Below are 24,164 nucleotides of genomic sequence, written 5' to 3'. Positions count from 1 at the left end.
AGCACGCCAGAAGTCCTGCCTATCAGTCGAAACTCAGCGGCTGACTTCAACGGCACCGATCATCAGACATCCATCAACAGGTTGATGCGCCCAACCAGCTCATTGCGGTCACAAGAGGCGGCAACCACCGCATCGGCACCGGCGTCCAGCCAACGCTGCTGGCTCGGATCGCCCTCAGGGGCAATCACCAGTACGCTCAAGGAGGTGAACTCGCCTTTCGAGCGGATCATATCCAGGACCTGAAAACCGTTAACGCCGTCCAGGTTGGTGTCCAGCACCAGTAATACGGGCTTTGCCGTTACCATCAGCGCGCCCGCACTGAAACTGTCCCCGGCAATATCCACGTCGAACCCGGCCTGCTGCAGCAGCTGGCGGCCGGCAATCAGTTCCGGTGAATTCGCCACCAGCAGCACCTTGCGGCTGGCGCTTCCCAGCTCGGCAGGCACCGGCATAGCGTTGTCCCGCAGGAAGCCGACGAAATCTTCCACACAAATACGGTGGTCTCCACGGCCCGGCAGCTTGTACGCCTTCAGCTGGCCACGCTCAATCCAGCGAATAACGGTACGGAAATTTACTCCGCAGTAGCGGGCCGCTTCCCCGGTGGTAAGAACATGCACTTCGCTCATCTTATTACTATCCCCCACGAATCGCGCATTTAGTTATTAATTATGCTGAATTAAACCAAATAAACAGGCGTTAATTCTATGCCTATATATGTTTAACGAACCAACTGGCACATCCCTCAATAAAAGTTTGATTGCCATGGTTGACAGTTAAGACAGGTTAAATAGAATGGACAGCATGTTGCATGAGGTCATTTAACCGCCAGCAACATGCGCTATCTACCCCGATTCTGTAGCCTTTTGTAACTATTTACAGAAAAATGCAGAGATCTTCGGGAAACCTGGCGCACACGAGCTTGTTGGGATTCTCTCTTCACGAATACCCTAAGACCCTGGGCCCCCTTGTAATTTTGGGGCCTTTTTTTTATCTTCCCCGACCTTCAATTCCCTAGTATTTACCTGATACCCGCGGGTTTTTCCGACGTAGTGTCAGGTTCAGCGGCTTATATGGCATCTTCCGCCCCCCATTTGATCAACAGATTCCGTGACTCTGGAAGCAATCCTCAGTCAGGGGGCGGATCGTGAAAACCTACCTGGTTGGCGGCGCGGTTCGCGACAGACTCCTCCATCGCCCGGTGCACGAGCGCGACTGGGTCGTCGTCGGCGCCACTGAGGCCGAGATGCTGGCCCAGGGCTTTCGCCCCGTAGGTAAAGACTTCCCGGTATTTCTCCACCCCCAAACTAGCGAGGAATACGCCCTCGCCCGCACCGAGCGCAAAAGCGGCCACGGTTACGGCGGCTTTACCGTCTACGCCAGTCCCGATGTCACCCTCGAGCAGGATCTGGAGCGCCGGGATCTCACAGTCAACGCCATGGCGGAAACCGAGGATGGCGAGGTTATCGACCCCTACCAGGGCCGCGCCGACCTCGACGCCCGCCTGCTGCGCCACGTTTCACCCGCCTTTAGCGAGGACCCGCTGCGTATTCTGCGGGTCGCGCGCTTCGCCGCTCGCTACGCGCCACTGGGGTTTTCTGTCGCTCCGGAAACTATGACGCTGATGCGGGGCATGGTGGATGCAGGGGAAGTGGAACATCTGGTACCCGAGCGGGTATGGAAGGAAATAAGCCGCGCCCTCACCGAACCCAGGCCGGATATTTTCATTCAGGTGCTGCGCGACTGCGGCGCCCTGAAGGTACTGCTGCCAGAAGTGGACTGCCTGTTCGGTGTACCCCAGCCGCCGCTGCACCACCCCGAAGTGGACACTGGCGACCATATACTGCGGGCCCTGCGCCAGGCGCCAGCGGACCTGCCGGTACGCTTTGCGGTACTGGTGCACGACCTGGGCAAGGGCATAACGCCTGAGCATGTACTGCCCAGCCACCGCGGACACGAGGCTGCGGGACTACCACTGGTAAAAGAGGTCTGCCAGCGCCTGCGCGTTCCCAACCCGATTACCACGCTCTCCCTCGGTGTATGTGAATACCACCTGCACTGCCACAAAGCGTTTGAACTGCGCCCGCAAACCATTCTGAAAATGTTGCGCGCGCTGGACGCCCTGCGGCGGCCAGAACGATTCGAGCAGTTTCTGGAAAGCTGTGAGGCCGATGCCCGCGGCCGCCTTGGCCTGGAGGACCGGGAGTATCCACAGGTGGACTACCTGCGCGCGGCCCGGGACTCGGCCGCCAATGTCGACCCCCAGGTCCTGATTTCCGAGGGCTTTCAAGGTGCCGAACTGGGTAAAGCCCTGGATCGGGCGCGACTGCAAGCGCTGACTAACCTGAAAAATACCTACGGCACCCCCGGGTAAAACCCGGCCTGCCGCCGATCACTTCTGCACACGGAATACCACCATGGCCACAGCCCTGATCACCGGTGCCGCCGCCCGACTTGGACGCGCCATCGTTGAGGAGTTACATCGGGACCACCAGATAGTGATCCACTACCGGCACTCCTCTCAGGCGGCGCAGTCACTGGCGGACATATTGAATCAACGCCGCACCAACTCTGCCGTAGCCGTACACAGCGAACTGGGTAGTGCCGCGGACTGCCAGCAGCTGGCCACTGCCGCCATCGCCTGCTTTGGCGAAATTTCCCTGCTGGTAAATAACGCCTCCGCTTTCTACCCCACCCCCATCGGCAACGCCGACGAGCAGCAGTGGGACGAACTGATGGGCAGCAACCTGAAGGCGCCCTTCTTTCTCAGCCAGGCACTGGCGCCCGCCCTGGCGGATGCCGGTGGCTGCATCGTCAATCTGGCAGACATCCACGCCGAAAAGCCCATGCCCGGCCATACCATTTACAGCGCCGCCAAAGCCGGGCTGGTGATGATGACCAAGAGCCTGGCACGGGAGCTGGCGCCGCGGATACGGGTCAACGCCGTAGCCCCCGGTGCGATTCTGTGGCCAGAACAGGAGAGTGAAGGCTATAACAAGGAGCAGATTCTGGCGCGAATCCCCATGCAGCGAAGCGGTGACCCATCAGACATTGCGCGTACCGTGCGCTTTCTCGCCGCTGACGCTCCCTATATCACCGGCCAGGTCATCGCCGTAGACGGCGGCCGCAGCCTCAACATTTAAAAGCTCGAGGTACCTTGTGAGCGACAAACAGTTTATTTCCGCCCAGTCACTGCTGGAGGACTCCTTCACCCTGGCCCTGAAAGTCGTCGAGAGCGGCTTCCACCCAGACTATATCGTCGGCGTCTGGCGCGGCGGTGCGCCCATTGGCATCGCGGTGCAGGAGATGTTCGACTTTCTCGGCTTCCACGCCGACCACATCGCCATCCGCACCTCGTCCTACAGCGGCGTCGACCAGCGCAGCAAGGAAGTGATCGTGCACGGGCTCACCTACCTGATCAAACGGGTGGAGTCTCACCAGAAGCTGCTGATCGTCGACGATGTCTACGACACCGGACTCAGCATTCAGCAGGCGATTACCGACCTGCGCAAGGCGTGCAAAAAGAATACTCCGGAAATCCGCATTGCCTGCCCCTACTTCAAGCCCACACGCAATCGCACCGACCAGGAGCCGGATTACTACCTGCACAAAACCGACGAATGGCTGGTGTTCCCCCACGAATTAAAGGGGCTGTCTGAAGAGGAAATTCTGGAGAATAAACCGGAACTGCGCCGGCACCAGGAACTGCTGAGAAAGGTAATGAACGGCGAGAAATAAGCCGATAACCGGCAGCGAAACACAGAGGGAAACACGGGCGGCCGCTGTCAGTCGCCCGCCGTCGCACTCGCACTCGCACTCGCAAACACAGGCTCAGCCAGCCTGCTCTATAGGCCGGCCATCACTATCCACAAACAGCACATCGCGCACCGTGAGCACCTCGCCGTCGCGATCCTGAACCGCCACCTGCGCAATTGCTTCACCACTAGTGCGTGCGACCAGCTGCATGGAATCCTTGTTGCCATTCCAGCGCTCACTCCACTGGCGCAGGGCAACCACCACCGCAAACAGGTCGCGCCCCTTTTCCGTCAGGCGATACTCGTAACGGGTGCCGTGTTCCCCCACATCCACCCGCGTCATCACCCCGTTTTCCACCAGTCGGGACAGACGGTCACAGAGAATATTCTTGGCAATTCCCAGGCTCTTCTGGAAATCCCCGTAGCGCCGCGTACCCAGCATTGCCTGCTTGATCACCAGCAGGGACCACCAGTCTCCCACCTCGTTCAGGGCACAGGCGATGGAGCAGCCAATATCGTCAAATCGTTTACGTGTCATGCAAATCAGTATAAGCGAAAAGGGTTGCATTAAAAAACCAAATAAAGTTTCATAACGCAACCTTATTGGTGGCTACCCCCACATCGGGACCCACCTGTGGATAACTGAAGCGTCTGTAAACGAGATTTCGGAGAGTGTTATGAGCGGTAACCTGGACAGCCTGTTGCGTCCTTTCGAGCACAAATCCCTGAAGCTGCGCAATCGCGTGGCCATGGCCCCCATGACCCGTACCGCCTCCCCCGGTTACATCGCCAACGACCAGGTGGCCGGCTACTACCGCCGCCGCGCCGAGGGCGAAGTGGGCCTGATCATTACCGAGGGCACCTTCGTGGACGGCAAGGCCGCCAATGGCTACGAGAATGTGCCGGCCATCTACGGTGACCAAGCGCTGGCCGGCTGGAAGAAGGTGGTCGACGAAGTCCACGCGGCCGGCGGCCAGATCATTCCGCAGCTTTGGCATGTGGGCTCGGTGCGCAAAGAGGGAACCGGACCGGACAAATCCGTGCCCGGCTACTCCCCCTCCGGCCTGTTCAAGCCCGGCAAAGCCAACGGCCACGCCATGACCAAAGAAGACATCCAGGACGTGGTGCGCGCATTCGCGGATGCGGCCAAGGCAGCCAAGGAAGTCGGCTTCGACGGAGTGGAAATCCACGGCGCCCACGGCTATCTCATCGACCAGTTCTTCTGGGAAGGTACCAATGTGCGCGACGACGAGTACGGCGGCTCCATCGAAAACCGCACCCGTTTCGCGGTGGAGATCGTGAAAGCTGTGCGCGAAGCCGTGGGCGAAGACTTCGCCATCGTGCTGCGCTATTCCCAGTGGAAGCAGCAGGATTACGACGCGCGCCTGGCTCAAACTCCGGAAGAGCTGAAGCGCTTCCTGACACCGCTGGTCGAAGCCGGTGTGGATATCTTCCACGCTTCTACTAGGCGTTTCTGGGTGCCGGAATTTGAAGGTTCCGACATGAACCTGGCGGGCTGGACCAAGGAACTTACCGGCAAGCCGGTTATTTCTGTGGGCAGTGTCGGCCTAGACGATGACTTTATCGGTGGCAACAACCAGGGCATGGGCGGCACCGCCAACCCAACCGGAGTGGAAGAGCTTACCCGCCGCATGGATAACGGCGAATTCGACATGATCGCTGTGGGCCGTGCACTGTTGCAGGATCCGAACTGGCTGCAGAAAGTGAAGCAAGGCCGCGAGGAAGAGATAGTGCCGTTTACCAAGGAAGCGCTGGCAAACCTGAGCTGATAGGACACCAGGCCGATCATAAGCCTCGGCCATATTTCACTTCAATTTCACCGGCAGCTTGTCACAATGTCCGCTTAAGCGGATAAATGGACAGGCAACTGCCGGTGAAGCAACTCAAAATTCTTCTGGTTGAAGACAATCCGACCCTCGCGCGACAGACCGGTGAATTCCTGGAGGGCCACGGCTGGCAGGTGGATTTCGCCAACTGCGGACAACGCGGCCTGCAACTCGCCCTTACCGAAATCTACGACCTGATTCTACTGGACCTGAACCTGCCGGACATGGACGGCATCGAGGTTTGCCGCGAACTCCGCCAGCAGGCTCCCGTTGCCACACCGATTCTAATGCTCACCGCCCGCGATGCCTTTGCTGATAAAGCGCAGGGCTTTCACTCCGGTGCCGACGATTATCTTTGCAAGCCCTTCGACCCTCGCGAGCTGGCACTGCGCTGCGAAGCGCTCGCACGCCGCCGGGAGCTCCATCGCAGCGATGAAATCAATATCGGCGCCCTGAGCATTTCTGGGCGTCGTCGCGAGGCGACACGAAGCGGACAACCACTAAAGCTCACCACGATTACATTCAATATTCTGTGGGAGCTCGCCTGCGCCTACCCGGAGCCACTCAGTCGCAGTGAACTCAGCCACCGCATTTGGGGCGACAACCCACCGGACAGCGACGCCCTAAAATCCCACATCTACAGTCTTCGTGGTCAGCTCGACCGCCCCTTCCCCGACCCCATGCTGAAAACCATCAGCAGTATCGGTTTCCGGTTGGAGCAACCAGGTGCAAACTGAAATTCCAAAGGGGAGGCTGAAACGCAAGGTTCTCACGCTCTTCGGGGGATTCACTCTGCTGCTGTGCCTGATCTATTCAAGCATTGGCGTAATCGCTGCCTATGTGATTGAAGACCAGTTGATCGACAACCTGATCAACAGCGAGATCGACTATATCGAGCAGCATTTTCGCGAGCACGGTGAACTGCCTTCCCCCAGACTACCGCAGTTCACCCTCTACACCTCGCCCGCCAAAACGCCGCCGGAGTTTGTAGCCGCACTGGGTGGTGAACGACGTAGAGCCGAGCTATTTGTTACCGGCCAGGAGCATTACCACCTGCGAGAGCTGACACCAGAGACAGGCGCGATCCTTGCTTCAGAAGTGGGTAATCTTCTCACGGTATCCAGTCAGTCGGGCCGACTGGTCTGGACACTGATCGCTACCTTTCTTTGCACAACCGCGCTGGCACTTTGGCTTGCCCATCGACTGATTACCAGTACCGTCCGACCGATTCTCTCTCTCGCGCGAGAGTTGGAATCACAGGCGGTCAACACCCCCTCTCTGGCGCTAACGACCAGCAACCGCAATGATGAAATCGGTTTTCTCGCACGCACTCTGGAGCGGAATCTGCGCGAACTTCAGCAGGCGAGACAAAGAGAAGCGGAATTTACGCGCGATGTCAGCCACGAGTTCCGCACCAACCTTGCGGTAGCATCCAATACGATATCCCTGTGCGGGAACAGGGGCCTGAATGTCTCCGAGACCCAGGGACTTGGTGCAATACTGGCAAACATGAATCGGACGGTAACCACACTGTTGGCACTCGCGAGATCGGAGTCGTTCGCGCGCAAGACGTTTGACCTTCGCCCACTGCTGGAGGGCCGCTTACTGGCACGTCCGGAAATATCCCTCGAAGACAGTTTCGAGGTAGACCTTACCCTACCCGCCACACTTCCTGTCACAGGCAACCCGCATCTCACGGAGCTGCTTCTGGATATCCTGCTGGATAATGCCATTCGCTACGCGTTGCAGCCCAAGCTCACCATCTTTTACAGCGGCGATGCCATCGTTTTTGAAAATCCGATTCGCACTACGTTTGAAACCGAGACCCTGTTTAACGCTGGCGTTCGCGGAGAGAGCAGTAGAGAGAACAGCGAAGGGATTGGGCAGGGGCTTTACCTGGCAAGCCGGATCCTCACCGCACAACAGTGGCATTACGCGGCTGAATGCCATAATGGCACTTTTTCTATTTCCATATCCGTTTTTTCTGACAAGACACAATAAGCCCGATACGTATCGCCCTGCTATCCCCGAAATTTCACCCGGATTTCACCAACGACTTTGTAGAGTGCCTCCATCAATCAGGAAGCATTCATCATGAACCATACACCATCCAAATTAGTCAAAGCATCTGCTATTACCTGCCTGGCAATCTGTTTCCTAGCTCTGCTCTGGTACACCTTTTTCGCGTTAAAAGTACAACCGATACCACAGGATGAAATTTTGGACTCCTACACTTACCAGGCGCCGGAAGATATCAAAATGACGTTAAAGGACATCGGCGATAGGAATTATTCTTTTTCCTACAGGAGTTTTGACGGCGCAGTAGTTAACGGGCAAATCAGCTACCCATCGATAGAACAGGAAAGCTACCCCGTAGTGATCGGCATCTCCGCAATGGGGCGGAGCCACCAACGCTGGTGGACGGGCTCATACAAGGGACGCCCGACAGTAACCCGGGTCAACGAGATCGGGCGCAGTGCCACCGAGAAAGGTTATGTGTTAGTGGCCATCGACGCACGGTACCACGGCATGAGAAAGGACCCGAAAAAGACACTGCGCTCGATAATGAACAACCTGCATTTTTTCGGAGACAAAACCGACTATGAAGAAATGGTCCGGAATACCGTCCAGGACTACCGAGTTCTGATCGACTGGATTCGCACGCAGAAAAAGCTGGATAGCAGTAACCTGAATCTAGTGGGATACAGTATGGGCGCCCAGATCGCCCTGCTGATCGGCGGGCTAGATGCGGAGATAAACCGGGTTATCGCGGTGGCGCCACCCTACCTGGATGACAAGACGGCAGCCGTGGCACCAAAAAATCTCGCCTCACGGATCGTGAACCCCGAGGTGCTTCTGATCACAGCAAGTGATGATGAATACGCATCACACAAAGAGAATCAGCACCTCTACACCGCGATTGCAAGCAGTAAGAAGGAACACCTCACTTTTAAAGGCAACCATATTCTTCCCGGCAATTACATCGACGCACTGGTTAGTCGACTGTAGGCGCGCGCAGATGAACTCAGGCAGCGGGCCAATCAAACGCCACCGGCCACAGCTTCTGCGAATCCTGATCGTACTCATCCCACAACTGCTGATAGGTTTTTCCCTGCAGCGGATGAGCAGTTTCAGGAGCCAGCTCCGATAGCGGCAGCAACACAAAGGCATTCTTGAGGATCTCACCACGGGGCAGTTTTACCCCGTCCACTTCACCGGTGAGCTCGTCGTAGGTCAGGATATCGATGTCCAGGGTGCGGGCGCTGAACTTGGGGCCGCTGCGCAGGCGGCCGTTATCGTCTTCGATATGGCGCAGGCGCAATGCCAGCTCACCAACCGATAATTCGGTATCGATGGCGGCGACCAGGTTATAGAAGTTATCGCCATCGAAGCCCACCGCTTCGCTTTCATACACCTGTGACATACGCAGATCGCCGAACGCTTCTACCAATGCGTCCAACCCCGCGCTCAGATTTTTTTCGCGATCAATATTGCTGCCCAGGCTCAGGTAAACGGTCGCCATCTCAGGCCTCCGAGGTCTGCTTTTGTCCACGCTCAATGATCACGCCCACGTCACGGGCACCGCGTACGGCGCCGGGTTTGGACAGGCGCAGGCGCAGCCAGCTCACATTGAATTCCTTGCGCACGATTTCCGCGGCCTGCTCGGCCATGGTTTCCACCAGCAGAAATTCACTGCCTTCGATAAACGCGATCAGACGCTTGGCCACCGCCTTGTAGTTGAGGGTGTGCTCGATATTGTCGGTGCGTGCGGCCTCACGGATATCAAATGCCATCTCAAGATCGAGGCTGACCGTTTGCTTTACTTCCCGCTCCCAGTCGTAGATCCCGATAATGGTGTCGACCTTGAGATCACGGATATAAACGATGTCCAAAACTAATCTCCTTTTATTCCGCTCTTATTTGTTCGACGTAGTATCCGCGCCGAGGGCGCCGGTCAATTCGGTGAGGGGCCAGCGGGGGCGCACCTCGATATCCAGGTCAGCTCGCTGCCCTGCCTGCAGGCGCAGGCAGCCGGCATAGGCAATCATGGCGCCGTTGTCAGTGCAGAATTCGTGGCGCGGATAAAACACACTGCAACCGTCCTCTACCAATCGCGCTTCCAGGCGCTGGCGCAGCAATTTGTTGGCGGAAACACCACCGGCTATTACCAGGGTTTTGCGCTTGGCCTGCTTGAGTGCCCGGCGGCATTTGATCACCAGAGTGTCCACCACCGCCTCCTGAAAGGCCGCGGCAATATCGGCACAGGTCTGATCGTCCGGCAGGCCGTCTTCCAGAGCGTGCTTCTGCACTGTAGTCAGGGTAAAGGTCTTCAGGCCGGAGAAACTGAAATCCAGTCCGGGCCTGTCGGTCATCGGCCGCGGGAAGGTAAAACGCAGCGGATCGCCCTGCTCCGCCAGAGCCGCCAGGCGCGGGCCACCGGGGTAGTCGAGATCGAGCATCTTGGCGGCTTTGTCGAAGGCCTCACCGGCGGCGTCGTCGAGAGACTCACCGAGCAACTCGTACTGGCCGAGCCCCTGCACATCCACCAACTGGGTATGACCACCGGATACCAGTAGCGCCACAAAGGGAAACTCTGGTGGCTGCTCTTCCAGCATCGGGGCCAGTAAATGCCCCTCCATATGGTGCACACCGATGGCGGGCACTCCCCAGCCGTAGGCAATGGCGCGACCGGCACAGGCGCCCACCATTAGCGCGCCGATCAGACCGGGGCCGGCGGTATAGGCGACGCCGTCGATATCTGCGGCTTCGGTGTTGCTCTGCGCCATCACTTCACGGATCAGCGGCAGCAATTTGCGCACGTGATCGCGACTGGCCAGTTCCGGCACCACACCGCCGTAATCGGCGTGCAGCTTCACCTGGCTATAAAGTGTGTGACCCAGCAGCCCCTGCTCACTGTCGTACAGGGCGACGCCGGTTTCGTCGCAGGATGTTTCTATTCCGAGTACTCGCACGGCGCTCGTTAAACCCTCAATCTAAGATGTATTGGCTCGTCTTTCAGTGCCCACTGCGCCCTAAAGAGCAGAAAACCGGTCATTTGACCGCTGCTGATGGGCTTACAGGGGCGCTATCATACTCTGTAGCCCCACGAGGCCCTAGAGGCATCCGCGGATTGCACCGGCAAGGCTTGCGAAGGCCAGATCATCTGTATAGAATTTGCGCCCTCGCTGTGAACCGGCCTCCGGATTGCACTCCGCGAGATGAGCAATTTGCCGGAAGGCCACCGCCAGAAACCCCTGTATTTGGGCACTGGCAGAGAGAAACAAATTTTACAGGTAATCTAATGCCCTCAGTACGCATCAAAGACAACGAACCATTTGACATCGCCCTGCGCCGTTTCAAGCGCTCCTGCGAGAAAGCCGGTGTACTTTCCGAAGTACGTCGTCGCGAGTTCTACGAGAAGCCCACTTCCGTACGCAAGCGCAAGGCTGCCGCTGCTGTTAAGCGTCACGCCAAGAAAATGCAGCGCGAAAACCGCAAGTTCCAGCGTCTCTACTGAGTTCGAGGCTCTAACCGAGCCCTCTCTCTCGCTCACAGCACGCTGATGCGAACGCGGTTCGCAACAAGACGGCGCCCGAGGTTTCTCGCGCGCCGTTTTTTATTGCCCGGATCCGAGCAACCGGGCCTTGCCAATTCTCCCCGATCCCCCATTATTGGCCTCTGTTTACCCAACCACAGCAATCGACCACCGGACGAACCCATGAGCACCCTCAAGGAAACCCTGACCACCGCCACCAAAGATGCCATGAAGGCCCGCGACAAAGGGCGCCTAGCAACCCTGCGACTGATCAACGCCGAGATCAAACGCGTGGAAGTCGACGAACGCATCGAGCTGGATGACGCCCGCATCCTGGCCCTGCTGGACAAGATGACCAAGCAGCGCCGCGACTCCATCGCCCAGTACGAAAAAGCCGGTCGCCCGGAGCTGGCTGCAGTGGAACAGCAGGAAATCGACGTCATCCAGGAATACCTGCCGGAGCAATTGAGCGAAGCGGAGATCCAGGAGATCGTCACCGCGGCGGTGAAAGAGACCGGCGCGGCGAGCATGGCGGACATGGGCAAGGTGATGGCACTGGTAAAACCCCAGGTGCAAGGCCGCGCCGATATGGGTGCCGTCAGCAAGCTGGTCAAAGCGGCCTTCTAAAGGCTGTGCGCTAAGAGCCCCCTATGGCAGGCAAGATTCCCCAGTACTTTATCGACGACCTGTTGGCCCGTGCCGACATAGTTCCGGTCGTCGATAGCCGGGTAAAACTGCGTAAAACCGGGAAAAACTATTCCGCCTGCTGTCCGTTTCACGATGAAAAAACGCCATCTTTCAGCGTAAGTCCCGACAAACAGTTCTACTACTGCTTCGGCTGTGGTGCCAGCGGCAATGCCGTTGGCTTCCTGATGGAATACGACCGGCTGCCGTTTCCGGAAGCGGTGGAAAAACTGGCCGCCAGCCTCGGGCTTGAAGTCCCCCGCGAACAGCTGGCGCCAGGGCAGCTCAAACGGCAGCAGGAGAGCCAGTCGCTTTACCAGCTGACGGAAAAAGCCGCGGACTACTATCGGGAAAAGCTGAAGGACCACAAGGTCTCCACCCCTGCCATCACCTACCTGAAAAACCGCGGCCTGTCCGGCGCCGTGGCCAAGGAGTTCGGTATCGGCCTGGCGCCGCCCGGGTGGGACAACCTGCTCAACCATCTCGGCACCAGCTCCGAGAAAGCGGAACAGCTGGAGCTGGCGGGCCTCGCGATCCGCCGCACCGACAGTGACGGCAATCCGGGAAAGAACGAACCGGGTAAGCGCCATCACTACGACCGCTTCCGCAACCGCATCATGTTCCCCATCCGCGACCAGCGCGGCCGCACCATCGCCTTCGGCGGAAGGGTACTGGGAGACGACAAACCCAAATACCTGAACTCCCCGGAAACCCCCATTTTCCACAAGGGCCGCGAACTCTACGGCCTGTGGGAAGCGCGCCAGGCCAACCGCGAGCTCAAGCGGCTGATCATGGTCGAGGGTTATATGGACGTGGTAGCCCTGGCCCAGTTCGGCATCCGCTGCGCCGTCGCCACCCTCGGCACCGCCTGCGGTGAGGACCACATACAGCTGGCTTTCCGCCACACCGGGGAAATCGTATTCTGTTTCGATGGCGACAAGGCCGGCCGCACTGCCGCCCGCCGCGCCCTGGAATCGGCCCTGCCGCACATGCAGGACGGCCGCAGCCTGCGCTTCCTGTTGCTGCCGGAAGGGGAAGATCCCGATACCCTGGTGCGCCAGATCGGCGGCGAGCGCTTCGACCAACTGATCGACGAGCAGGGCCGCCCGCTGGAAGATTTTCTGTTCGATCTGGTAGGCGAAGGCATCAATATCCAGACCATGGACGGCCGCGCGCGCCTGTCCAAGGCCGCCGCTCCGCTGCTCGATCTGTTACCGGCCGGTGTCTACCGCCAGCTGATGTTCCAGCAACTGGCACGGCGTACCGGCCTCGAACAGGACATGCTGGAAGAGATCATCGCCGCGGAAAAAGCCCGCGCCGCAGAACTCAACCGCCAGGCCCAGCCGGCCCCCGCACCCGCGCCGAAACCGGCGACAAAACCCACCGGGGCGCCAAGCAGCGCGGGAGAATTCCAGGCTCCCGGCTACGGCGAGGAAACACCGCCCCCGGAAGCCTACGATGGCCCACCGCCAGGTTTTGAATACGGTGAACAAGGCTACGGCCACGAGCCACCGGAATACCACGAAGACAGCGGTCAGCCCCACCAAGCACCGCGCCGGCGCAGCGGCCAGTACCGCCTGCCCGCCGAGCGCATGCTGATCGCGCTGCTGCTGCACCACCCCCAGCTGGCAACGCTGATCGACGACAGCGCGCAATATCGCAGCAGTAACGACGCCGATTTACAGCTGTTCGGCGAAATCCTCCAGGTTTTGCATAAAAACCCGGCCCTTAACAGCAACCAGCTGTTCGGCCGCCTGATGAATCTGGAAAGCAAAGAGGCCCGCGAGCTGCTGCCGCGCCTCGCCATGAGCCACCCCATCGTGGGCGGGCAGGGTCAGGGGATGGAATACGACCCCCAGACCGAATTCAGCGACTGCCTGCGCAACCTGGAACTGGCGGCGGAAAGACAGCGCAAGCGGGGACTGGTGGATCAACTGAAGAGCAACGGCAACCAGCTCAGTGCGGAACAGCTGGCGCTGCTGGCACAATTTCGCCGCAAGTAGCTCTTCAAGTAGCACTCAATAAGAAGTACCCGGCAGAAAGCGAGGCAACCTGCAGTCTTTAGCGTCAGCCAAGCTTTTTCACACCGCCCCTTGAATTCCCCACTAACATCTCCATATACACTGACCCGCCGACCAAAGTCGGCGGAAATGCCTAAGACAAGCGCGCCCGGACACCCTGAACCACCAGCCTGCCTTGACAGTCACTGTGGTTATTGCTATCGCAGATACGTTATAATCCCGCGTCTTTGTCCAGACAAAAGTCCAGACTTTCAATTCCCAGAATTCAGGGTTGTGCATGACCGACAAAACCCAGCAGCAGCAGACTACTTCCCGTATCAAGGAGCTGATCGCCCGCGGTAAAGAGCAGGGCTATCTCACCTATGCGGAAGTAAATGACCACCTGCCCGAAGACATCTCCGATCCCGATCAGGTCGAAGACATCATCGGCATGATCAACGACATGGGCATCAAGGTGTTTGAACAAGCACCGGATGCCGAAGAGTTGTTGATGGCCGAAGGCGACAGCTCCGCCGATGAAATCGCCGCCGCCGAAGCGGCCGCCGCCCTCGCCGCGGTTGAGTCCGACGTTGGCCGTACCACCGACCCGGTGCGCATGTACATGCGCGAAATGGGTACCGTGGAACTGCTGACCCGCGAGGGCGAGATCGCCATCGCCAAGCGCATCGAAGAAGGCCTGCGTGAACTGATGGCTGCCCTTGCCTACTGGCCGGGTGCGGTACAGCAGATCATCGATGAATACGCGCTGATCGAAAAAGAAGAGCGCCGCATCCCCGACGTGATCGCCGGCTGGCTCGACCCCGCCGACGAAGTGCCCCCGGGCGCCCAGGCCGGCCAGGCTGCGCAGGAGTCGAAAAGCGACGATAGCGACGATGATTCAGAGTCCGACGGTGACGATGACAGCGATGACGACTCTTCCGAGGAGGAAGAAGAAAACGTCGGCGGCATCGACCCGGAAGAGCTCGCCGAGCGCATGAACAACCTGATCGCCGCGCAGAAGAAAGCCGATGCCGCGATCCAGAAGTACGGCCGCGACTCCAAAGAGGCCGGTGAGGCCATGGAAGCCGTGGGCGAAGTGTTCCGCTTCTTCAAGCTGGCCCCGCGCCAGTTCGACCCGCTGTACAACGCGGTGCGCAGCATTCTGGACAACGTGCGCGAGCAAGAGCGCACCGTCATGAATCTGTGTATCAAACGCGCCCGCATGCCGCGCAAAACCTTTATCAAGGAATTCCCCGGCAACGAGACCAACGATGACTGGATCCCGTCCATCATCAAGAAAAAGCGCGACTACTCCGACGCCCTGCGCCAGGTAGCGGAAGAGATCCAGCGCGCCCAGCGCAAACTGCAGCAGGCCCAGGACAAAGCCCAGCTGGACATCGGCCAGATCAAAGAGATCAACCGCCGCATGTCCATCGGTGAGGCCCGCTCCCGTCGCGCCAAGAAAGAAATGGTCGAGGCCAACCTGCGTCTGGTTATTTCTATCGCCAAGAAATACACCAACCGCGGCCTGCAGTTCCTGGACCTGATCCAGGAAGGCAACATCGGCCTGATGAAGGCGGTGGACAAGTTCGAATACCGCCGCGGTTACAAGTTCTCCACCTACGCAACCTGGTGGATTCGCCAGGCCATTACCCGCTCCATTGCCGACCAGGCGCGCACCATCCGGATTCCGGTGCATATGATTGAGACCATCAACAAGCTCAATCGCATCAGCCGCCAGATGCTGCAGGAGATGGGCCGTGAACCCACCCCGGAAGAGCTGGGTGAGCGCATGGAGATGCCGGAAGACAAGGTCCGCAAGGTACTGAAAATCGCCAAAGAGCCGATCTCCATGGAGACGCCCATCGGCGACGACGAAGACTCCCATCTGGGCGACTTCATCGAAGACCAGAACCAGTCTTCCCCGGTGGACACCGCTACCGCCACTGGCCTGCACGACGCCACCCGCTCCGTGCTCGCCGGCCTGACGGCGCGGGAAGCCAAGGTACTGCGCATGCGCTTCGGTATCGACATGAACACTGACCACACCCTTGAGGAAGTGGGCAAACAGTTCGACGTTACCCGTGAGCGTATCCGTCAGATCGAAGCCAAGGCGTTGCGCAAACTGCGCCACCCCTCGCGCTCCGAGCACCTACGCAGCTTCCTGGACGAGTAACCTGAAAAGCCCGGCAACGCCGGGCTTTTTTTATGACATTTTATTGACACTTCACAAGCTAAGATCCGCTACAGCACCGTTCGAACCCGGTGCGATACACGCGCGAAAGCGCTCAAACTGAACCATCCAAGCTGAACGACCAAACCTAAACAATGGGACGCAAGAAACCAGCCATGCAAGACGAATTCGTCAACAAACCTGGTAAAACCGGCATCTCCCGACTGATCGATGCCAGCGAATATTCTCGCCAGGGTCTGATCGCCACCTGGCGCAATGAAGCGGCTTTCCGCCAGGAAGTATCCCTCGCCATTTTCCTGATTCCCGCCGCCCTGTGGCTGGGCGAAACCGGCGTGGAGCGCGCGCTGCTGATCGGCGTGACCCTACTGGTGATGATCGTCGAGCTACTCAACAGCGCCGTAGAGGCCGTGGTGGATCGCGTTGGGCCAGAGAAGCACCCGCTGTCCAAAATCGCCAAAGACACCGGCTCCGCCGCCGTGTCCATTTCCCTACTGATGTGGCTCACTACCTGGGGCTGCATCCTGCTGCCGCGCTGGATTGGCTGACACTGGATTGGCTGGCAATGGATTGACAGACAAGGGCCCCGCTTTATTACCCTCTCACTACAGCGCGGCATAGCCCGACAAAATTTGTGACCGCCGGGCACCAGGCCCGGCAACCCCCAGACTCCCGACCTAGACTTCCGGTACTTACGTACCAATTGGGCCCACAATGGATGTGTGCCTGACGAATAAGACTCAGGGACGGAACTATGTCGTACCCCCGCGCGGCTAGTGCGTTTAACGCCGGCGCCCCCGCTCTGCGTATCACCGCATTTGGCCCCACACTTCCAGCTCTCATCGTCGCCCTGCCGGTTTTTCTGGCCCCAGCCACCGGCTATGGGCAGGTACTGTTTGGCAGTGAAGACAACCACTACACCCTGAACAGCGACAACCGCGCCAATATCGACAGCGGTCAACGGATCGACGGTGGCGCGGGCAATGACCGCCTGAGCATCCAGGGAGTCTCGCTGAGTAACCCATCGAGACTACAGCACTGGGAGACCATCTCGCTCGAACACTCCGCCGATCTCACACTGGATTCCAGCCTGGTACTTGGCGGCAGCGATGCCCTGCCGGGGCTCCTGGAAATCGATTCCAGCAGCCGGCTGCTGCTGCCGTACTTCAGCGCCGGTATATTGCCCGGTAGTGGCCAGCCTCTCTCTGTGATCAATCACGGCGTGATCAACATGAGTGGCGACAACACCGCCAACAGCCTGCTGATTCGAGGCGACTATATCGGCAGTGGCAGTATTCTCATGGATATGGTTGCGGGCGGTGATGACAGCCTCGCCGACCGCCTGATCATCAGCGGCGGGCGTGCCAGCGGCAGCACACAACTGCTATTCAACCGCCTCACGGGCAACGGAGCCGATACCGATAACGGCATCCTGGTAGTGGAAGCCCGCGACGGCGGCAGCACCACAAACAGCGCTTTTTTTATGGACGGCTCAGTGTCCGCCGGCCCCTATGAATACTTCCTGTTCCGCGGCAGCCAGGATCCCGAGGACGCCAACAATTGGTACCTGCGATCCAACCTCCAGCCCAGTAGTACGCCGGTTACACAGCCAGCTGACACCCAGTCCAGTATCCGCTTCAGTAGCGTGGCTGATGATGCTTCAGTAGCGTCAGACGCCCAAGCCTCTCTCTCTCCCTCTGAAGGGATTATTGCGGCCGCACCGGAATCGGGGGCAGCCCCCATAACCCTTTACCGCCCCGAAATCCCGCTTTACGCCCAGGCCAAATCCCTCGCCCGCCTCAGCTCCTTACAAGAGATAGGCAGCTACCACAAACGCCGGGGTGAGCAGCGCAGCTGGTTTGACGGCATCAATGACGACTGGCTGCGTGTCCACCATATGAGCACCGACTACAACTGGAGCGGCGACATCGACAACCGCTTCGATGGCAGCATCACCGGTATTCAGCTCGGCACCAATCTCTGGTCAGGCCCCACCTGCACGGGCGGCGCCCGCGAAACCGGGCTGTTCGTCGGCAGTACCCGCGCCAGCGGTGATGTCAGCGGTTTCGCCCGCGGCTATAGCGACTACAGCGCGGGCCAGAATCAGCTCACCAGTCACCACATCGGTTTCTACTTCAACGACTACCGCCCGGACATGGGCTATTTCGACTTCACCGCCAAAGTCGCCCACCTCACACTGGAAAGCCGCTCGTCCCGGGGAATCGGTGACACCATCAGCGGCCCGCAGCTGACCCTGTCCGTGGAAAAGGGCTTCACCTGGCAGGCCGCCGAACACTTCAACCTGGAACCACAGCTGCAGGTCATCGCCAACTACAGCAACCTCAGTGCGTTTAACGACGGCATATCCTGGGTAGAACCCGACATGACCCCGGAAGCCAACTTTCGTGTGGGGCTCAGAGGCTACAACACCGACACCGCCTGGTTAGACGGCAACCTGCGCGTCTATCTCTTCGGTAATGTCTGGCACACCCTGGGTGGCAACGACCAGTTACTCTTCGACGGCAACCTGCAGACCGATCTTGAGCGCCAAGCCACCTGGGGAGAATTCGGCGGCGGTGCCGTGCTATTGCAGAGCAAGTATGGCAGCGCGTTTTTCAACCTCGGCTACCAGCGCTCCCTGGATGACCTCAACTGGTCCGGTGGCAGCGCCAGTCTGGGATTCAACTGGGCCTGGTAAACCCCACAGCCCGAACCTCAAAGCGTTGATTTAGCGGGGAAAATCGAGTACTTTGCCAACCCGCTCGCGCACTGCCGCAAGCACCTTTCTGTGGGGGCCTTTAGCTCAGTTGGTTAGAGCATCCGACTCATAATCGGCAGGTCCTGGGTTCAAGTCCCGGAAGGCCCACCATCTCTATCCCAAAGCTTCACACTCTGAACCCGTCGGATGCCGACTCACCTCTCTACCCGAAAACCGGGCAGGTCCTGGGTTCAAGTCTCGGAAGGCCCACCATTTTCCCTGCCCGATTTCCCTGCTCTATGTAGCTTCGCGCCCCACACTAATTTGGGCGTGTGTTCTGCGGGCCAAAGCGCCTGCGCACGTCAGCCCGCACCGTATATTTACTGAATTCCCATCGCGGGCATTATTTCTTCAAGTCCACCGTAACCTTTTCAATCTTGCCGGTGAAATCAAACGGCAGGTTGTACGTGAAGTCGATCGCGGAGCCGGTGTCGGTTCCCACATCCACCCCTTCACCGAGGGAGAACTGCAGCGGTATGGTTTTCGGCAGATTGCCCTCACCCACCTTTTTGCCGTCGACCGAGAGCGTGACCTTGGCCGGTTTACCGCGCTCGTCTTTCCCGCCCTGGTACGCGACATCCGCCACCAGTTTCACACGGCCCTTTGGCAAAACATCACTGGAAACGGTGTAACGCTCGACGGCCAGCATGTTGTAGACGAAGTGCGCCTTGCCGTCGCGCAGATAGATGCCATAGCCGCCGGTGAGACCGCCGTGGGTGAAGATCATGCCCTCGGCACCATTCTCGGGAATATCGAGATCCATGGTGACGGAAAAGGATTTATTCAGCACTGGCGGCGAGGCGCCGTCGGGCAGTGCGACCTGACCGGGGTAATACACATACTGGCTGCGCTTGCCGGCGAGGCTCGGCCGCCCCTGCAGCTCCGCGTTCAGACGCACGGTGGCGCGCCAGTCCAGCGGCAGCACGCTGTATTTTTCCGCCTCTTTCCAGAATATGGCTTCCAGCTCCTTCACCTTGTCCGGGTGCTTTTCCGCGAGGTCTACGGCCTGGGAGAAATCCTCATTGATGTTGTACAGCTCCCATTTGGCAGCGAACGGATCGAAGTCGCCGCGAGTGGGTTCCCAGGGCACGAAGCTGCGGCTAGAGGCCATCCAGCCATCGTGGTACATGCCGCGGTTCACCAGCAGTTCGAAGTACTGAGTCTTGTGGGTTTCCGGGGCATTCTTGTTCTTGAAGGTCTGCAGGAAGCTGAAGCCCTCCAGCGGTTTCTGCTCGATGCCGTTCAATATTTTTGGCGGCGTCACGCCGATGGCCTCATACAGCGTCGGCACAATATCGATCACATGGAGGAACTGGCTGCGCAGGCCACCTTGATCTTTGATCTGCTCCGGCCACGAGATGATCATCGGATTGCGCGTGCCGCCGAAATGGCTGGCCACCTGCTTGGTCCACTGGAAGGGGGTGGACATTGCGTGGGCCCAGGCACTGGGGAAGTGGTTGAACCACTTGGGCCCACCGAGTTCATCGATGTGTTTGATGTTTTCCTGCCACTTCTCCGGGAAACCGTTGAAGAACAGATTTTCGTTGAGGCTGCCGTCCAGGCCGCCCTCGGCGCTGGCACCGTTGTCACCGACGATGTAGATGAAAATGGTGTTGTCGGCATTTGGCGTCTTCTTCACCGCATCGATGACCCGTCCCATATGATGGTCGACGTGGGCGGCATAACCGGCGAAGACTTCCATCATGCGTGCGTAGAGCCGCTTCTGGTCGGCGTTAAGGCTGTCCCAGGCGGGCAAGCCCTCACTGCGCGCGGTGAGCTTGGTGCCTTTGGGCACCACGCCCGCTTTGAGCTGGCGCGCCAGCGTGGCTTCGCGGTAGGCGTCCCAGCCCTGATCAAACTGTCCCTTGAATTTGTCGATCCACGCCTTGGGCGCGTGGTGTGGGGAGTGATTGGCACCGGGCGCCACATACAGGAAGAAGGGTTTGTCCGGTGCGATACTGGTGCTGCGGCGCACCCAGTCGATGGCGCGGTCGGCGATATCTTCGGTGAGGTGGTAATCGGGATCTTTGCTGCGCGGCACCAGGTTGCGGTTTTCGTACAGGAACGGATCCCAGTGGTTCATGTCGCCGGCGTTGAAGCCATAGAAATAGTCGAAACCTAGGCCATTGGCCCAGCGGTCAAAAGGACCCACCAGACTGGTCTCCCACGCTGGCGTGTTGTGGTTCTTGCCGATCCACGCAGTCATATAACCGTTCTGGCGCAGCACCTCGGCGATACTGCCGGCGCTGCGCGGAATGATACTGGTGTAGCCGTCGTAGCCGGTGGCGGCTTCGGTGATGACGCCGGTGGCGGCGGAGTGGTGGTTGCGGCCGGTGATCAGTGCCGCCCGCGTGGGGCTGCACAGCGCGGTGGTGTGGAAGCGGTTGTACTTCAGGCCCTCGGACGCGAGCTTGTCGAGGGTCGGCGAGGGAATGCCGCCGCCGAACGTCGAATACTGGCCGAAGCCGGTGTCGTCGAGCATGATCAACACCACGTTTGGCGCGCCCTTTGGCGCCTGCACTGGCTGCGGGAACTCGGGTGGATCCGAATCCTTGTAGGTCTTGCCGACCTTACCCTTGAAATGGAAATCCGGGCGCGGCAGTACTTCCGGCGTCTCAGCGCGGACATGGGCGTTGAGCGCAACGAATGTCGCGGCACCAATTAAAATAGCCACTAGCAATCGAGTCATCGGATCTTCCCTCTAGGTCCACTATGTCACTGACCAGATATATCAATGAATAGGTATAGCAATGACGCACAGCCTTCGACGCAATCAGGCGCAAATGGCTGTACGCGACCGTCGTCAGTTCAGAAAAATCCCGCCATTGAAAACGGAGACGCGAACATGCCCGAGCACAAGATATTTTCGATGCCGTTTGCCAGGGTCTATCCCCTGTATGTACAGAAAGCGGAGCGAAAAAACCGTAGCAAGGAAGAAGTGGACGAAATCATCTTCTGGTTGACCGGATACGATCACACTGGGCTACAACGACAGATTGCTCGGGAAAATGACTTCAGGACCTTCTTTGCCGAAGCACCGGCAATGAATCCCGGTACGGCACTGATCAAAGGTGTGGTGTGCGGCGTGCGCGTGGAGGAGGTCGAAGATCCACTGATGCAGAAAATCCGCTATCTGGACAAGCTCATTGACGAGCTGGCGAAGGGAAAGGCGATGGAGAAAATTCTGCGACAGTAGCGCACTTGCTCGGCGCCACTGTACACACCCATTGAACACGCCCACTGTAGCGTCAAACGGGCTGAATGCTCTCGGCGTTTTTCCGCAGGATCAATACCGCGAGTGCAAAGACGGTGATCGCCAACGGTGCGAAGGACACCCACAGCACCGCGCTCCAGCCATAGGCGCTGAGAATACCGCCGGAGAAAAACGAGCCCAGGGCCATCAGCCCGAATACGATGAAATCGTTGAGGGACTGCACGCGGGTTTTCTCGGCATCGGTATGACACTCAAGCACCAGCGCCGATGCGCCGAGAAAGCCGAAGTTCCACCCCAGCCCCAGCAGGATCAGTGTCCACCAGAAGTGCATCACCTGCACGCCCATCAGGCCCACCGCGGCGGAAATGCCGATCAGCAGCAATCCCACCATCATTACTCGCTCCGCACCAAAGCGCGCAATCCATTTTCCGGTAAAGAAACTCGGCCCGAACATGGCGATCACGTGCCACTGTAGCCCGAGATTGGATGACTCGGTGGAGTGCCCGTGCATATGCATGGCCAGGGGGGCGGCGGTCATCAGGAAGTTCATCAGCGTGTAGGAGATGGCGCCGCAGGTAGCCGCAGCAATAAAGCGCGGCTGTCGGGCAATCGCGCCCAGTGAGCGACCACCGCTCGCCGGCTCGACCGGAGGTTTCGGCAGACGCACGCCAATCAGGATAAACGCCGCCAGCAGGGCCACCACTGCCTGCGCGAAAAAGGTGACGATAAACAGGTACCTGGGCCAAAGGTCCATGGTCCAGGTCACCAGTTGCGGGCCGACGACTCCGGCGGCAACACCACCGGCCATCACCATGGAAAGCGCCTGCGCCTTGCGGCCGGGCGCAACCCCATCCGCCGCGGCAAAGCGAAAAGTCAGTACAACCGCCGCGTAGGCGCCGCCAAAAAAGGTCGACAGGCAGAACAGCCAGAAACCTTCCACGCCACCCAAAAACGTCGCATACATGGCCAACAGGCCAGACAGCACGCCGGTACCAGCACCGGTAAGGAATGCGGTGCTGCGGCCATGACGGCCGGCAATGGCACCCATCGGCAAAATACACAGCGCCATACCCACAACAAAGATGGAGAGCGGCAGGGTAGCCAGTACCGGTGAGGGCGCCAGGGTATTGCCAACAATGGCTCCGGTGGCATAGACCACCACCGAGTTGGCCCCTGCCAGCGCCTGGGCTATGGCCAGGCGCCAGACATTACTGCGCTGTTCGTGCGCACTGAGTGCCAGGGGGGCGCTGCCCTGCAGACTAGTTTCCGTCACCAGAACTTCCTGTGGCCGAGAGGTAGGGTTCGCGAATCACACCCGCCAGTTTGTCCCGCGGCAGGGTCAATTCAACCTCCCCCATGGAATAGGGGCCGAGAGTATACACGCCGTACCGTAGCACCAGGCCGGCTTCCGTGAGTCGGAAATCCTCGCTGTGGGTAAAGGGCCAGTTGTGGCGAAAATCACCGTCGACCTGTTGTGCATCCAACCACTGTTGATGGGCCTCTTCAGCCAACGTCCAGAAGGCCTGCTCCTGCCCTGCGACGATGACATCCCCAAGAGCGACGGCGCTCTCCCGGGAGAGATCCCAGTTCAGCCAGTGGCTGACCGGCATACCGTGGGCGCCGCCGGTGTACAGGTAGCTGTTGATGGCCACCGTCAGCAGGTTGCCGTGGTGCGCGAGCAGCTTGGCATCCCCGTTCAACTGCCAAGACGCCGCCGAAGCAACTGTTACCGCGTCGGCATCCTCGAGGAATTTCTGTGCGACCTTTTCCAGGGAGTTGAGGGGCGCACTGTCGGATTCACCGTTGCCCTGCAGCTGTTCCAGCAACTGCGCATAAATCGCGTCGTTCAGTGCCGGGCGATCGGAAAACACCAGCCTCCGAATGGTGACAGAGGCACAGGCATCCGGTGATGCGCAATTTGGTGAGCGCAGCTCCAGAGTCTCCACTTGCGACTCGAGTTCCGCGGACACCGTGTTCCTTTCCTGTCCGCAGCCGACCAGAGTGAGCAGGAACATTATCGCCAGCGGCAATACGAGATTCGCGCGCAACCGTGTCATCAACATAGGTTCTCCATTCCGATTTGAAAGTGTTTACAGCCTCGAGCATAAGTAGCCTCCCCCTCTCTCGCAAGCGCGATGAACCTGTTAGAGTGGACGGTTCGACGACTGTGGCTGGCCAGAAT

At 59.0% G+C, this 24,164-nt stretch carries 22 protein-coding genes and 1 tRNA gene; 15 read left to right on the top strand and 8 right to left on the bottom strand.

Annotated elements, in window-relative coordinates; translation table 11 throughout:
- Positions 1 to 62: 62 nt before the first annotated feature.
- Positions 63 to 626 (bottom strand): response regulator, encoded by a 564-nt coding sequence (locus tag M0G74_RS17275; RefSeq protein ID WP_248219950.1) that lies wholly within the window; start codon positions 624 to 626, stop codon positions 63 to 65.
- Between the two features lie 518 nt (positions 627 to 1,144).
- On the opposite strand from M0G74_RS17275, the gene M0G74_RS17270 reads away from it, so the two are divergent.
- From M0G74_RS17270 to M0G74_RS17260, 3 genes are read left to right on the top strand one after another with little or no spacing between them, the layout of a single operon-like run.
- The gene (locus M0G74_RS17270) at positions 1,145 to 2,371 is read left to right on the top strand and encodes a multifunctional CCA addition/repair protein (RefSeq protein WP_248219946.1); all 1,227 of its coding nucleotides are present in this window, start codon (positions 1,145 to 1,147) and stop codon (positions 2,369 to 2,371) included.
- 43 nt (positions 2,372 to 2,414) lie between these two features.
- On the top strand, positions 2,415 to 3,140 hold the full coding sequence (locus M0G74_RS17265) for a pteridine reductase (RefSeq protein WP_248219944.1): 726 nt from the start codon (positions 2,415 to 2,417) through the stop codon (positions 3,138 to 3,140).
- Between the two features lie 16 nt (positions 3,141 to 3,156).
- Positions 3,157 to 3,735, top strand: coding sequence for a phosphoribosyltransferase family protein (locus M0G74_RS17260; RefSeq protein ID WP_248219942.1), 579 nt, complete (start codon positions 3,157 to 3,159; stop codon positions 3,733 to 3,735).
- 93 nt (positions 3,736 to 3,828) lie between these two features.
- On the opposite strand, the gene M0G74_RS17255 is transcribed toward M0G74_RS17260, so the two are convergent.
- Positions 3,829 to 4,290 carry a helix-turn-helix domain-containing protein gene (locus M0G74_RS17255; protein ID WP_248219941.1) on the bottom strand — a complete coding sequence of 154 codons (462 nt, stop codon included), beginning with the start codon at positions 4,288 to 4,290 and terminating at the stop codon, positions 3,829 to 3,831.
- Between the two features lie 139 nt (positions 4,291 to 4,429).
- On the opposite strand from M0G74_RS17255, the gene M0G74_RS17250 reads away from it, so the two are divergent.
- The 4 genes from M0G74_RS17250 to M0G74_RS17235 all read left to right on the top strand — a co-directional run bounded on the left by M0G74_RS17250 (position 4,430) and on the right by M0G74_RS17235 (position 8,608).
- On the top strand, positions 4,430 to 5,542 hold the full coding sequence (locus M0G74_RS17250) for an NADH:flavin oxidoreductase (RefSeq protein WP_248219940.1): 1,113 nt from the start codon (positions 4,430 to 4,432) through the stop codon (positions 5,540 to 5,542).
- Positions 5,543 to 5,628: 86 nt separating this feature from the next.
- Positions 5,629 to 6,336 carry a response regulator transcription factor gene (locus M0G74_RS17245; protein WP_248219939.1) on the top strand — a complete coding sequence of 236 codons (708 nt, stop codon included), beginning with the start codon at positions 5,629 to 5,631 and terminating at the stop codon, positions 6,334 to 6,336.
- Complete coding sequence (locus tag M0G74_RS17240; RefSeq protein ID WP_248219937.1) at positions 6,326 to 7,600, top strand: HAMP domain-containing sensor histidine kinase; 1,275 nt, start codon at positions 6,326 to 6,328, stop codon at positions 7,598 to 7,600. The genes M0G74_RS17245 and M0G74_RS17240 overlap by 11 nt, the downstream gene beginning before the upstream one ends.
- A gap of 93 nt (positions 7,601 to 7,693) precedes the next feature.
- Entirely contained in the window at positions 7,694 to 8,608 is a 915-nt protein-coding gene (locus M0G74_RS17235; RefSeq protein WP_248219934.1) for an alpha/beta hydrolase, read from the top strand.
- Between the two features lie 16 nt (positions 8,609 to 8,624).
- Here M0G74_RS17235 and folK read toward each other — a convergent pair whose 3' ends face one another.
- Genes folK through tsaD form a run of 3 tightly spaced genes read right to left on the bottom strand, consistent with a single transcriptional unit; the run spans position 8,625 to position 10,572 of the window.
- A complete protein-coding gene (gene folK / locus M0G74_RS17230) occupies positions 8,625 to 9,122 on the bottom strand; it encodes a 2-amino-4-hydroxy-6-hydroxymethyldihydropteridine diphosphokinase (RefSeq protein WP_248219933.1) in 498 nt (165 codons plus the stop codon).
- Position 9,123: 1 nt separating this feature from the next.
- Positions 9,124 to 9,492: a dihydroneopterin aldolase gene (folB, locus tag M0G74_RS17225; RefSeq protein ID WP_160151492.1), complete on the bottom strand. Its 369-nt coding sequence runs from the start codon at positions 9,490 to 9,492 to the stop codon at positions 9,124 to 9,126.
- 24 nt (positions 9,493 to 9,516) lie between these two features.
- Positions 9,517 to 10,572, bottom strand: a complete 1,056-nt coding sequence (gene tsaD, locus M0G74_RS17220; protein WP_248219932.1) for a tRNA (adenosine(37)-N6)-threonylcarbamoyltransferase complex transferase subunit TsaD — start codon at positions 10,570 to 10,572, stop codon at positions 9,517 to 9,519.
- 329 nt (positions 10,573 to 10,901) lie between these two features.
- Between tsaD and rpsU the strand changes: the two genes are divergently transcribed.
- The 7 genes from rpsU to M0G74_RS17185 all read left to right on the top strand — a co-directional run bounded on the left by rpsU (position 10,902) and on the right by M0G74_RS17185 (position 18,879).
- Positions 10,902 to 11,117 carry a 30S ribosomal protein S21 gene (rpsU, locus tag M0G74_RS17215; protein ID WP_010133379.1) on the top strand — a complete coding sequence of 72 codons (216 nt, stop codon included), beginning with the start codon at positions 10,902 to 10,904 and terminating at the stop codon, positions 11,115 to 11,117.
- Positions 11,118 to 11,318: 201 nt separating this feature from the next.
- On the top strand, positions 11,319 to 11,762 hold the full coding sequence (locus M0G74_RS17210; protein ID WP_248219930.1) for a GatB/YqeY domain-containing protein: 444 nt from the start codon (positions 11,319 to 11,321) through the stop codon (positions 11,760 to 11,762).
- Between the two features lie 23 nt (positions 11,763 to 11,785).
- Complete coding sequence (dnaG, locus tag M0G74_RS17205) at positions 11,786 to 13,822, top strand: DNA primase (protein WP_248219929.1); 2,037 nt, start codon at positions 11,786 to 11,788, stop codon at positions 13,820 to 13,822.
- A 295-nt stretch (positions 13,823 to 14,117) separates the two neighbouring features.
- Positions 14,118 to 15,995 (top strand): RNA polymerase sigma factor RpoD, encoded by a 1,878-nt coding sequence (rpoD, locus tag M0G74_RS17200; RefSeq protein ID WP_248219927.1) that lies wholly within the window; start codon positions 14,118 to 14,120, stop codon positions 15,993 to 15,995.
- Between the two features lie 173 nt (positions 15,996 to 16,168).
- Entirely contained in the window at positions 16,169 to 16,558 is a 390-nt protein-coding gene (locus M0G74_RS17195) for a diacylglycerol kinase (RefSeq protein ID WP_201276871.1), read from the top strand.
- Positions 16,559 to 16,764: 206 nt separating this feature from the next.
- Complete coding sequence (locus M0G74_RS17190) at positions 16,765 to 18,708, top strand: autotransporter outer membrane beta-barrel domain-containing protein (RefSeq protein ID WP_248219926.1); 1,944 nt, start codon at positions 16,765 to 16,767, stop codon at positions 18,706 to 18,708.
- A gap of 94 nt (positions 18,709 to 18,802) precedes the next feature.
- A tRNA-Ile gene (locus tag M0G74_RS17185) sits at positions 18,803 to 18,879 on the top strand.
- Positions 18,880 to 19,111: 232 nt separating this feature from the next.
- Here the strand turns inward: M0G74_RS17185 and M0G74_RS17180 are convergent.
- Complete coding sequence (locus tag M0G74_RS17180; RefSeq protein ID WP_248219924.1) at positions 19,112 to 21,457, bottom strand: arylsulfatase; 2,346 nt, start codon at positions 21,455 to 21,457, stop codon at positions 19,112 to 19,114.
- 156 nt (positions 21,458 to 21,613) lie between these two features.
- Here M0G74_RS17180 and M0G74_RS17175 point away from each other — a divergent pair, with 156 nt between their 5' ends.
- Positions 21,614 to 21,964, top strand: coding sequence for a DUF2200 domain-containing protein (locus M0G74_RS17175; protein WP_248219922.1), 351 nt, complete (start codon positions 21,614 to 21,616; stop codon positions 21,962 to 21,964).
- Between the two features lie 52 nt (positions 21,965 to 22,016).
- On the opposite strand, the gene M0G74_RS17170 is transcribed toward M0G74_RS17175, so the two are convergent.
- Together M0G74_RS17170 and M0G74_RS17165 are read right to left on the bottom strand one after the other, a co-directional pair.
- Entirely contained in the window at positions 22,017 to 23,255 is a 1,239-nt protein-coding gene (locus tag M0G74_RS17170; protein WP_248219920.1) for an MFS transporter, read from the bottom strand.
- Complete coding sequence (locus tag M0G74_RS17165; RefSeq protein ID WP_248219918.1) at positions 23,242 to 24,045, bottom strand: DUF3298 and DUF4163 domain-containing protein; 804 nt, start codon at positions 24,043 to 24,045, stop codon at positions 23,242 to 23,244. Before M0G74_RS17165 ends, M0G74_RS17170 begins: the two co-directional genes overlap by 14 nt.
- Between the last annotated feature and the right edge of the window lie 119 nt (positions 24,046 to 24,164).

This window comes from Microbulbifer sp. CAU 1566, assembly GCF_023156515.1.
Classification (GTDB): domain Bacteria; phylum Pseudomonadota; class Gammaproteobacteria; order Pseudomonadales; family Cellvibrionaceae; genus Microbulbifer.
The sequence above is the reverse complement of the archived record's forward strand: the minus strand, read 5'-3'. Positions and strand labels throughout refer to the sequence as shown.

Coding starts and splice junctions, on each gene's coding strand:
- M0G74_RS17180 (WP_248219924.1), bottom strand. CDS start 21,457: ATGACTCGATTGCTAGTGGCTATTTTAATTGGTGCCGCGACATTCGTT.
- M0G74_RS17245 (WP_248219939.1), top strand. CDS start 5,629: ATGGACAGGCAACTGCCGGTGAAGCAACTCAAAATTCTTCTGGTTGAA.
- M0G74_RS17210 (WP_248219930.1), top strand. CDS start 11,319: ATGAGCACCCTCAAGGAAACCCTGACCACCGCCACCAAAGATGCCATG.
- rpoD (WP_248219927.1), top strand. CDS start 14,118: ATGACCGACAAAACCCAGCAGCAGCAGACTACTTCCCGTATCAAGGAG.
- M0G74_RS17265 (WP_248219944.1), top strand. CDS start 2,415: ATGGCCACAGCCCTGATCACCGGTGCCGCCGCCCGACTTGGACGCGCC.
- folK (WP_248219933.1), bottom strand. CDS start 9,122: ATGGCGACCGTTTACCTGAGCCTGGGCAGCAATATTGATCGCGAAAAA.
- M0G74_RS17275 (WP_248219950.1), bottom strand. CDS start 626: ATGAGCGAAGTGCATGTTCTTACCACCGGGGAAGCGGCCCGCTACTGC.
- M0G74_RS17255 (WP_248219941.1), bottom strand. CDS start 4,290: ATGACACGTAAACGATTTGACGATATTGGCTGCTCCATCGCCTGTGCC.
- M0G74_RS17250 (WP_248219940.1), top strand. CDS start 4,430: ATGAGCGGTAACCTGGACAGCCTGTTGCGTCCTTTCGAGCACAAATCC.
- M0G74_RS17190 (WP_248219926.1), top strand. CDS start 16,765: ATGTCGTACCCCCGCGCGGCTAGTGCGTTTAACGCCGGCGCCCCCGCT.
- dnaG (WP_248219929.1), top strand. CDS start 11,786: ATGGCAGGCAAGATTCCCCAGTACTTTATCGACGACCTGTTGGCCCGT.
- M0G74_RS17195 (WP_201276871.1), top strand. CDS start 16,169: ATGCAAGACGAATTCGTCAACAAACCTGGTAAAACCGGCATCTCCCGA.
- M0G74_RS17175 (WP_248219922.1), top strand. CDS start 21,614: ATGCCCGAGCACAAGATATTTTCGATGCCGTTTGCCAGGGTCTATCCC.
- M0G74_RS17165 (WP_248219918.1), bottom strand. CDS start 24,045: ATGTTGATGACACGGTTGCGCGCGAATCTCGTATTGCCGCTGGCGATA.
- M0G74_RS17235 (WP_248219934.1), top strand. CDS start 7,694: ATGAACCATACACCATCCAAATTAGTCAAAGCATCTGCTATTACCTGC.
- rpsU (WP_010133379.1), top strand. CDS start 10,902: ATGCCCTCAGTACGCATCAAAGACAACGAACCATTTGACATCGCCCTG.